General features: G+C 53.5%; 10 protein-coding genes. 4 read left to right on the top strand and 6 right to left on the bottom strand.

What is annotated here, in order from left to right; all coding sequences use genetic code 11:
• Both F1381_RS28620 and F1381_RS21260 read left to right on the top strand, forming a co-directional pair.
• Positions 1-251 (top strand): hypothetical protein (locus F1381_RS28620; RefSeq protein WP_222850468.1); only part of this gene is annotated, 251 nt, incomplete at its 5' end.
• 111 nt (positions 252-362) lie between these two features.
• Positions 363-488 carry a DUF4023 family protein gene (locus tag F1381_RS21260; RefSeq protein WP_151736849.1) on the top strand — a complete coding sequence of 42 codons (126 nt, stop codon included), beginning with the start codon at positions 363-365 and terminating at the stop codon, positions 486-488.
• Positions 489-566: 78 nt separating this feature from the next.
• On the opposite strand, the gene F1381_RS21255 is transcribed toward F1381_RS21260, so the two are convergent.
• The 3 genes from F1381_RS21255 to F1381_RS29130 form a co-directional block, all read right to left on the bottom strand.
• Positions 567-1,283, bottom strand: a complete 717-nt coding sequence (locus tag F1381_RS21255) for a stalk domain-containing protein (protein WP_151736848.1) — start codon at positions 1,281-1,283, stop codon at positions 567-569.
• Positions 1,284-1,447: 164 nt separating this feature from the next.
• Positions 1,448-1,969 (bottom strand): GNAT family N-acetyltransferase, encoded by a 522-nt coding sequence (locus F1381_RS21250; RefSeq protein WP_151736862.1) that lies wholly within the window; start codon positions 1,967-1,969, stop codon positions 1,448-1,450.
• Between the two features lie 126 nt (positions 1,970-2,095).
• Complete coding sequence (locus F1381_RS29130) at positions 2,096-2,905, bottom strand: methyl-accepting chemotaxis protein (protein ID WP_187355501.1); 810 nt, start codon at positions 2,903-2,905, stop codon at positions 2,096-2,098.
• Between the two features lie 289 nt (positions 2,906-3,194).
• Here F1381_RS29130 and F1381_RS21240 point away from each other — a divergent pair, with 289 nt between their 5' ends.
• Positions 3,195-4,790, top strand: coding sequence for an acetate--CoA ligase (locus F1381_RS21240; protein ID WP_151736847.1), 1,596 nt, complete (start codon positions 3,195-3,197; stop codon positions 4,788-4,790).
• 87 nt (positions 4,791-4,877) lie between these two features.
• Here F1381_RS21240 and F1381_RS21235 read toward each other — a convergent pair whose 3' ends face one another.
• Complete coding sequence (locus tag F1381_RS21235; RefSeq protein ID WP_151736846.1) at positions 4,878-5,468, bottom strand: SMI1/KNR4 family protein; 591 nt, start codon at positions 5,466-5,468, stop codon at positions 4,878-4,880.
• A 213-nt stretch (positions 5,469-5,681) separates the two neighbouring features.
• On the opposite strand from F1381_RS21235, the gene F1381_RS21230 reads away from it, so the two are divergent.
• The gene (locus F1381_RS21230; protein ID WP_151736845.1) at positions 5,682-8,843 is read left to right on the top strand and encodes an S-layer homology domain-containing protein; all 3,162 of its coding nucleotides are present in this window, start codon (positions 5,682-5,684) and stop codon (positions 8,841-8,843) included.
• 90 nt (positions 8,844-8,933) lie between these two features.
• On the opposite strand, the gene F1381_RS21225 is transcribed toward F1381_RS21230, so the two are convergent.
• On the bottom strand, positions 8,934-9,374 hold the full coding sequence (locus F1381_RS21225) for a HEAT repeat domain-containing protein (RefSeq protein ID WP_151736844.1): 441 nt from the start codon (positions 9,372-9,374) through the stop codon (positions 8,934-8,936).
• Positions 9,375-9,441: 67 nt separating this feature from the next.
• Positions 9,442-10,362, bottom strand: a complete 921-nt coding sequence (locus tag F1381_RS21220) for a phosphotransferase family protein (RefSeq protein ID WP_187355500.1) — start codon at positions 10,360-10,362, stop codon at positions 9,442-9,444.
• Between the last annotated feature and the right edge of the window lie 107 nt (positions 10,363-10,469).

Below are 10,469 nucleotides of genomic sequence, written 5' to 3'. Positions count from 1 at the left end.
CCAATACTCACTCGTTGTTCAGTTTTCAAAGATCAACATTGTTGCGTTCGATCAATTTCTCATCACCAGCAACTCTTATACTATATCATATCCAGCCGATCAATGCAAGCTCTTTTTTAATTTCTTTTTTCGAGCAACCATTTGATCTTTCTTGGCCGGAATTAGAATATACCATGTATGAAGAATGGTTGCAAGTGTTTTTTGAAATTTCTTTCGGTTCCTTTAGGAATCCTCACTCTATAGTTATTTAAAGGCATGTATGTTTCACCTCTTGAATGGTTACAGTAACAATGATTCCGCCCACCAGCCTAATGTCCGCACCGATTGTTACTGATGAATCCAACTTGCTTAGGAGGCTTCACATGGATACGCATGAATTTGTCGCTAAATTTCAGGAGAACCAGAAGAAGGCCGAGAAAAACAAACGCCGCGGCAAAGGAACACCCGGTGCTCGGCTGGCCAACAAGCAACACAGCACCAACAAATAGATTTTAACTATGGTCAGGTAAGAAAGGCTATCTGCAGGCATCAGCCTGCAGATAGCCTTTCTTTATTCATACCTTTAATTATTTCACCAGCTTCGCTACCTGGGCTGCCACTTTCTCCAATTGAGCTTTGCTGAGCATCCGGTCAGGCGAACTTACAGTCACATACCGGTCATCCAGATTAAAGGTCAGCATCGGTACATCAGAAGGAGTATACCATTTCCCCTCAGCCCCATTCGCCAGTTTGACGCCGGTTCCCTCATAATCGAACGAGTAATCCCGCGGCGAAACATTAACATTCATATGCTTGAATACAAAGCTTACGCCATCTCCGCCTCCACTGACCTTTTGAAAGGCATCTCCGCTGATCATTTGCGCCGGCGCATAGGCGGTTTCGAAGCCTTGGAATGCGGCGAAGGCTTTTTGAATCTGTTCTTTTTGGGCAGTCGAGTATTGAACTGCTGTTAATGTAATTGCCGTGCCGCTGCCATTAGCTGTATTGCCTGAGGTATTCCCCAGAATCACCTGGTTGGCAGAAGCATCAAAGGTTACGGGAACGTCCAGAGCATCAGCCAGCGCACGGACAGGCAGGTAAGTCGTATTGTTGTAGGTAATCGGTGCCAGGGACTTGCCGTTATTATCTACGGGCGTGTACGCCGCTCCATTGACCTTGAAAGCAATGCCATGGTTAAGATAAGCACTGATTTTTTGCAGATTGGTTCCGGCATACACTCCGGCCGAGCCTGTGATAGCCATTCCAAATGCCATAGTGGCGAGGATCATTTTCTTGCTTTTCATAGTATATCGTCTCCTCTTACAGGGTCTTGGTTGTGTTCCTTGCTACACATTCATTAAACCAATAACTTGTTTCCAACTTGTATCGCGAATGTAAAGAAGGTTATCTAAACTGTAGCCATTGTAGCCATGGATCACACGCCCGCGAATCTCTATGAGACGAACCTTTAAGCGTTGCTTTGCGGCGGCTGCCCGTATACCTCGGTGTACAAAATATCCCGGATTCTTCTGAACTCTTCTTCGCTAACCGGCCGGGGATAGGCCATGAGCTGCAGCGGCAGTCCGGTCTGTCCGGGCCTCAGGGGCGGCTGCCTGTATTCGTAGGTCTGCAGACAAAACCCCAAGCGTTCATAAAATCCGATCCGGCGCTTCTGCAGCTCATCCATCGGCGGCTCCACCTCCAGCACAACCGGCTTGTCGGATGAGGCAAGATGTCGCTCCATTAGCTTTCTTCCGAGGCCCCCGCCCCGCATACGCGGAGAAACGGCAATATGCTCCACAAACCGGAACAGCGGAAATTCCCACGCAGCGAGAAAAGCCTGAATCACACCGGCAGCATCCTTCTCCGTTATCAGTCTATAGTTGGGATTCCTGAGCAGGGAGCGTTGCCCTTCGAAAGTACGAAACTCGTCCTCCGGGAAAGATGCTTCCATAATAGCGTATATTTCGTGAAACTCGGCTGGACTCATCGGATTGCCCCTCACATTAAATGGTTTGTTCATCTTATTATCTCCCAGTAACCGTATTCGGCAAAAAAACCGGAGCCTGAAGGCCCCGGTTCCATATGCCAGTGCCTGCACTGGCTTGTATCCTTTTTATTTTAAACTAGACAGATCATTCGCCGTGGAAGCAACATGCTCGAAGGCCCGGCTCAGCTCCTGCATAGACTGCTGCTGATGCTGGGCAAATGCCATAATCTCCCTGATCGATTGATCCATCTGCAGCATTGCCTGTTTCATTCCGTTTAACTGGCTGTGGATGTTCTTCACCAGTTCATTGCTGCTGCCGGCCAGCTTGCGGATTTCTGTCGCCACTACGCCGAAGCCCCGTCCGCTGTCACCAGCCCTTGCAGCTTCAATAGCAGCATTGAGGCCCAGCATATGCGACTGATCGGCAATTTGTTTCACAGTCGACAAGATTTCAAAGCTGCTCTCAATATCGCGGACCAAAGAATTGGACCGGCTTAGCAGGCCGTCCAGATGTTCCGTAATTCCCACTGCGGAAAGCGTGACATCTTCGGACGTAGCTGTCATTTCCTCAACAAGCGACGACAGCTCCTGCGCTCCGTCCTGCAGAACGGCGGTACGGTGATTGGAGATCATGGCCGAGATCACACCGGTCACCTCTCCGTTCTCGATAACCGGAACCGCCGAAGACAAGTAAGACACACCGAACGCTTCAGCACCGCGCTCTTCACGATGGATGGCTCCGGTCTCATAAGCGGCGTAGGATACAGTGCCCTTGAATTTCTCGATCGGCATTCCCACAGGCACTTTAAGGTCGATCTGCTGTCCAGGGAGATAGGCAAGCACTTTATCCGTATCTGCAAGCACAACAGCGGTATCCTCCGGGTACGTGTTCTGAATCACGTCCAATACGTTTTTTAACTGTTCAATCTTGTTCACCGTTATCTACCGCCTGTTCCAAAAGTATAAAATGTTGAGATAGGTCCAATTATACATGGACAATACTTATAACACGCTGAACAATACCGGCCGTATCGAACATGTCCTCCGGGTACGGGCGAGGGGTTGAATAACCGGCTGCCGGGCAGCAAATGATGCAGAAGTAGCGCAGATTTACTGCTATGTAATTTCACATTCTTTGTGTCTTAATATCTGGTACTAGGATAACATGCTATACTAAGAAAAGTGAATACAGGTTTTGCCCATCATGTATATAGGAGAGGTAACTTTGAATACAAATCAGCAGTGGATCGCACCGGAATTGTATAATCTGACTTCCGAGATGGAGCAGCATCCCAAAGACAGAATTGCGCTGAAATGGTTGCACAACGACGGAAAGTATGAGGAAATCACCTACGGCGCCTTGCTTGAGCAAGCCAGCCGCCTGGCGGGGGGTTTAGCCGCCCTTGGCCTGAATAAAGGAGACCGTGTGCTGGTCATGGTTCCGCGCTCGATCATCGCTTATGTAATCTATCTCGCTTGCCTGAAGCTCGGACTCGCCGTCATTCCTTCATCCGAAATGCTGCGCGCCAAGGATCTCTCTTACCGGCTGCGCCATTCGGAAGCCCGGGCCATCATCGTCCAGGCTGAGGCCTGCGGCGAAGTTAACCGGATCTCCGACGACCTGCCTGCACTGGAGCACCGGCTCGCTGTCTCCGGCAATCCGGAGCTGACCGGTCCGGGCTGGACCCGTCTGGAAGGTATAATGGAAGGGCAGCCTGCCGATTACCCGGCCGTAGCCAGCCGCCGCGATGACATCGCCATCCTGGCCTACACCTCGGGCACTACGGGCAACCCGAAAGCCGTTGTGCATACACATGGCTGGGGCTACGCGCATCTGCGTATTACAGCCTCTCTCTGGTTTGACATCCGCGAGGGCGATACCGTATGGGCAACCGCTGCTCCCGGCTGGCAGAAATGGATCTGGAGTCCGTTCCTGAGTGTGCTCGGTAACGGGGCTACGGGCTTCGTGTATAACGGATCTTTTAACCCTGACCGCTATTTACAGCTGCTGCAGGACCACGGCATCCAGGTGTTATGCTGCACGCCGACGGAATACCGCCTGATGGCCAAGAGCGAAAGTCTCGCCCAATACGATCTTTCCCGTCTGCGCTGCGCGGTATCCGCCGGCGAGCCGCTGAATGAAGAGGTTATCCGTACCTTTCAGAAGCATTTCGACATTACAATCCGTGACGGTTACGGCCAGACCGAGAGCACGCTGATTATCGCCGCCCTGAAGGACGAGCCGGTCCGTATCGGCTCTATGGGCAAATCCATCGCACCGGGGATTGTCGAGGTTATCGATGAAGATGGCCACCCGCTGCCTGCGGGTGTTGTAGGCGATATTGCCGTCCATCTGAGCATGCCCGCCTTGTTCCAAGGCTATTACAGGGAGCCTGAGCGTAAGGCGAACAGCTCGCATGGCGAGTATTTCGTTACAGGAGACCGGGCGCGCAAGGATGAGGAGGGTTATTTCTGGTTTGAAGGCCGCGGGGATGATATTATCATCAGCTCCGGCTACACGATCGGGCCTTTCGAAGTCGAGGAAGCGCTGATGAAGCATGAGCTGGTTAAGGAATGCGCGGTTGTGGCAAGCCCGGATGAAATCCGCGGCTCCGTCGTCAAAGCGTTCGTAGTACTGAAGGACGGACACGCCGGCACGCCGGAGCTGGCCAAAGAGCTGCAGGAGCATGTCAAAACATGGACTGCGCCTTATAAGTACCCGCGCCGCATCGAATTCACCGCCGAGCTCCCGAAAACCGCTTCCGGCAAAATCCGCCGCGTAGAGCTGCGTGAGCAGGAGAAACGGGCTGCGCAGCAATAACGGCAGCTATAATTGAAGACTTAACCTGAACAGGCGGATGCACACCATAGGGCGTGCATCCGCCTGTATTGTTGTTGTCCTGGCTGGTTACTCCGTCCAATACTGCGAATCAGGATTGAGCGCCGCCCCAACCTCGCCTTCGCGGATCAAATCGCAATCCAGGAAGCCGTCTTCATCCAGGAAATAAACTTCCTGCCGGTAGAACTCGCATAACGTATCCAGGAAGGAATCCGGTGAGTCATACATGACCACCAGTTCACCGTAATCCTGCATCAGGTCACAGATCTGTTCCCGGCCTTCCTCCGTGCGCCGGTAACAGATGAAATCTCCGCCGTAATTGGCCAGCAGCGGAAGTACGAGTCCGCCCCCCTGATATTTCTTCTCTTCAAGAATTCGATTAAGCGCCTGTAGCTGCTCCCGGTATTCGTCAATATGAATCAGCCGGTACCCCGGAATGAATTCGATCAAGCTAACTTCTTCTTCTCCGCCGTCCGTCCCGGACACTTGGCTGTATATGACGCTCAGCAGCTCCGGTGCTGCCGGCACGACTTCAGCGATCTTCCCGCCGGATACACCTGCGCCCAGGCTGGCGATATAACCGGGACGCAAGGCCTCGGAAGCCTTCAGATAAGCTTGAAAGCGCTCGGTGAGCGCATGATGCTGCGGATTTGCAGACATATTGTCATTCCTTTTCGCTTGGATTTTAAGAACAGACATTCTCTGTATATTGTTTACCTTACTATACTTCAGGCAGACACTGCAATGCAGCACGGCTAATGCAGAAGAAACATCAGATTTTGTCGAGATTTGTTGAGAGTTTGTTTAGAGCGGGCTGTTACAATGTCAACAAGTAAATTTTAATAATAAGAAATTGAAGGAGGAACGACAGGAATGAATTTTTTTAACAAGAGAACCTCAGCTTTGCTCCTGGCGGCGGTTGTCACGCTAAGCTCCATCTTACCGGTGAGCGCCAGCGCCGAAGCGCAAAGCTTTACTACGGTCGGCAGCGCTGCCGATGCAGTAAAACACTTTCTGGGCGGCTCTTCCGTCACTCTGGTAGACGGCTCGGAGAGCATCAAGGGACCGCTCGAAAATGTCTCTTCTTTCGATGAGCTCAATGCCGGGACGCTGCCGGACGGTACAGCGCTTAGTTTGAACAAGGGGCTGTTCCTTAAGGCCGAGGCCATGGGCGCTACAGGCGACGATGACCTTAAGGCGATTCTTGACGGGGCCAATAAAGGCGCCGAGGTAACCAATGTCTCGGCACTCGAATTCGAATTCACGGTTCCCGAAGGCAAGACTTCGGTGGCCCTGAGCTTTATTTTTGCCAGCCAGGAAAGCATCTATGATTGGGATATCGCCGGTGTGTTTGTGGATGGCGTTAACTATGCCTTCATGCCCAATGGCTCCATTCTGCGTGTGAATCCGGCAGCCAATCTGTTCAATTACCCTTCGCCTGTAGTTGAAGGCTGGCGTTCCTGGGCACCGCCGCAGACACTGGTCGGATTGCTCGACAGCAGCAAGACCACCCATAAACTGAAGATCGCTGTAGCCAATACCGGAGATGACGTTGCTCCTACAGGTATCTTTATCTCCGGCCTGACTCCGGGCAATGCCACAACCGGCGGTGTACAGGAGCCTTCCAAGGACGCCTCGGTGTCTCCTGTGTCCGGAATCTTCGATCAATATATGGGGACTACGGAACCGGGCAGTTATGACGATGTCTCCACAGTCTTAACTTTAAACGGTAATACCTTCACGGATATTACGCTTGCGGGCACAAGCCTGGACTCTTCGGCTTATACGGTCGATGAAGAGTCCATTACCCTCCATAAGGAATATCTGGCTACGCTGGCTGCAGGTGAGCACCAGTTCACCTTGGTGATGGACGCAGGAGAGAATCCGGTATTTACTGTACAGATCCGCAACTCCGCTCCGCCGCTTCTGCAATCCGCCGTTTCCGGCGACGGCGAAGTCAGCCTGACATGGAGTCCGGTGGACGGTTCTACCGGCTACAAGATTTATCAGAGCGCCACTTCCGCAACCTACGGTGACGAAGTTGCAGCGGTCAGCAGTGCGGTCTACAGCCACACCATTACCGGTTTGACCAATGGCGCGGAATACTACTTCGCTGTGAAAGCTGTCAACGGCGGCGGCGACAGCCTGTTCTCCAACCAGTTGAACGCGTTGCCGCAGATGAAAGCCCCGGATGCTCCGGCTATCCAGTCGGCTGTTCCCGGCAACGGAGAGGTTACCCTGAGCTGGAACGGTGCCGAAACCGCGTCAGGCTATTCCATCTATCAGAGCCTGACACCGGATATGGAAGGAACCCCGGCCGCTTCGGTCAGCGGGGATGTCTACAGCCACACTGTAACCGGACTGACCAACGGTACAACCTATTATTTTACCGTCACAGCTGAGAATGCCGGCGGAATCAGCCCGGCCTCCGGCACCGTAAGTGCCGTTCCGGCTACAACCCCGGATAGCCCGACTGAGATTGCTGCGGTTCCGGGCGACAGGGAAGTAACTGTGCACTTCATGCCTCCAGCAGTGAGCGGCGGCCAGCCCGTAATCGGCTATAGCGTAACCGCTGAGCCGGGCGGCATCACAGCCACCGGAACCGGCAGCCCGATTGTGGTTACCGGATTGAACAACAACACAAGCTATACCTTTACGGTTAAAGCCATCAATTTAATGGGCAGCAGCGTAAGCTCCCAAGAGTCCGCTGCAGTTATACCTACACTGTATGTCCCAACTACGGCTCCAACCACGGCCATTATACCGGAGACCGCCCAAGCAACCGAGGTGCTGGTCAACGGTGAAGTGATCAATGCCGGCACATTAACTACAAGCAACTTAGACGGACAGTCCCTTCAGCGGCTGACTGTAGACCAGCAGAAGCTCGAGGAAATGATCGCTAACCAGGAACAGGGAGCGGTTGTGACACTGCCGATTTCTTCATCTGCCCAGGTCACTGTCGTAGAACTGAACGGCCAGATGATCAAGAACATGGAGAACAAAGGCGCCGTTTTGCAAATGAAGACGCCGGACGCCAGCTATTCTCTGCCGGCAGGCCAGATCAAGATCGATAACATGTCAAGCCAGTTCGGGGAGACCCTTGCTCTGGAGGACATCAAGATTGAAATCTCCATCTCCACACCGAACGGTGATGTGGTACAGCAAGTAAACAGCGCAGCAACCCGTCTTGGCGTGGAGCTGCTGGGCACACCGGTCGACTTCACAGTGCGCGGGGTTTACGACGGTAAATCGGCTGAACTGACTACCTTCAGCGGTTATGTAAGCCGCAGCATTACACTGCCGGAAGGCACCGATGCCAGTAAGATTACAACCGGCATTGTAGTCGACCCGGACGGAACCATCCGCCAGGTACCGACCAAAGTCTCCAGAGACAATGAGCGTTATGTAGCTGAAATCAACAGCTTGACTAACAGTGTGTATACCGTTGTCTATCATCCTGTAGCTTTCGCTGATGTAGCGCAGCACTGGGCGAAGGACGCTGTGAACGACTTCGGCTCCAGGCTGATCATTAACGGTGTTGGTGCAGGCACCTTCGCACCGGACCAGAACATTACGCGGGCCGAGTTCGCTTCCATCCTGGTGAACGCCCTGGGTCTGAAGCCGGCAAGCACGGTTTCTTCCTTCAATGACGTCAATGCCTCCGACTGGTTCGGCGGCGCAGTGGAAACCGCGAGCGCCTACGGGCTTCTCCAGGGCTACGAGGGCGGAAGCTTCCGTCCGCAGGAGCTCATCACCCGCGAGCAGGCGATGACCATCGTCTCCAAAGCGATGGCGCTGACCGGTCTGGCCGATTCGCTCGGCAGCCATACCGCGAATGCAGTACTGGGCGCGTATGCCGACGCCTCCGCAGTAGCTCCATGGGCTGCCGACGGCGTTGCCGGCGGTCTGCAGGCCGGCCTCATCAACGGCCGGGGCAACGGCGCCGAGTCGCTGCTTGCACCGAAAGCGAATATGACCCGCGCCGAGGTGGCTGCCATGCTGCAGCGTCTGCTGCAAAAATCCGGCCTCATTTAATAGGCTGAATAGCTTAAATCGGCTGAGCCGAAGATCCACAAAGAAACAGGTACCCTGCAGAGGGTACCTGTTTCTTATATATAAGCCCGTTTATTTCCCGGCGGAGCGCCACCGTTTCTCCAGCCAGGCATCAAACTCCGCGCCCTTCTCGCCTTCATACGCATCGTAAATGTCAATTCTCATCTTGTGCAGCTTCGCCTTAAAGTCTTCATAAGAATGTTCCTTGGGCAGACTCTTCTTGATGCGCAGCAGAATTTTGGACAAGCCTTTGAACAGCTCCGGCTTATTCTCGGACGGCCGGGCCACCTCTTCGCCAAAGGCGTTAAGCTTCTCGTATGCCGCAAGCTGCACAGCATAGACAGGATCATCAGTTACGAGCCGGTTCAGAATGTCGATAACCTGCTTATGGTTATAGTTGCCCAGCTCCTCCACGGCGGCCAGACGCGCTCTCCAGTCCGCTGTGCGTCCGGCAGCTTTTTTCAAATCCGCATAGTTCTCCGGCAGTTCCCGGTTCAATTCCTCATTATTCAAGCCGATACAATCCCTTTCTTGGTTAAATCTGCAGTCAAAGCCATTCTACCGCACCCTCTGCCCAGATTCAACGTATAGAAGATTCCTCTTCCGCATACCAGCGCGGGATAACGGCCGTAAAACCGGCATAATCCGCAATAGCCTGCCTGCCCCGCTGCTGCATGCCGGCTATATCATCAGCCCCGAAGGGGATCGACCATACAATGGAAAAGAGCGCGGCATAAGCTACATACAGCGCCTGTCTTCTCCAGAACGCCTCCGGAGGAGGCCCCTGGAAATAACCGTCAAGCTTCCCCCTGGCAAATGCCGCAGATGCCTCCCGGTCAAAAAACTGCAGCTTGTAGAACTCCTCGGCATAGTCGCCGCTGTCCCAGCGGTTGAAATCAATAACCCCGACTGTGCCGTCCGGAGTGTAAAGCAGATTGCCGATATGGAAATCGCCGTGCCGGTATACCTTGCGCGTGTCTGCAATGAGCCCGATATTCTCCCTCACATAAGCGATAACCTTCTCGTCCCCCTCCAGGCGGTAAGGACAAGCTTCGTACTGCTCTATCCGGCGGAGGATCTTGGCCTGCATCGCTTCCTCCCACCCTGTCATTTCACCGTGCGGAAGAGCATGCATGGCGGCCAGGATCTGTCCCGCTTCCACTCCCAGAAGGTACTGTTCCGGCGGAGCCATCTCCGGCAATCGTTCCTCCAGCGGCTCACCTTCAACCCAGCTGAGCAGCAGGTAGCTATACTCCCCCCCGCCGCATAAGCCGTACCCGACCGACCGGGACATCGGTATATCGAGACTGTTGAACCTCTTGATCATTTCATATTCCGCCCGTTTCCGCGGCAGATCCGCTCCTCCTGCCATCCGCAGCAGCAGCTTGTGCCCGTTAGCGTGACGGATGCAGAATTTTTTATCGCCGGACCAGCCCTTCAGCACCGGTTCAACCTTATTCCATTCATCCGCTCCCGGAATGTCACGCCATTCTTCAGCCATCTCGCAGTCCCCCATCATCTGCGCTTCCTGCGCAGAAATATAATCTTAGCATATCCGGCGATTTCATCACATGCTACTATTATTTGTAAATGCACCTGATCCACAAT

The organism is Paenibacillus tengchongensis (assembly GCF_008973665.1).
GTDB classification, from domain to species: Bacteria; Bacillota; Bacilli; order Paenibacillales; family Paenibacillaceae; genus Paenibacillus_AQ; species Paenibacillus_AQ tengchongensis.
This window is presented reverse-complemented; position numbering and strand designations above follow the sequence as displayed.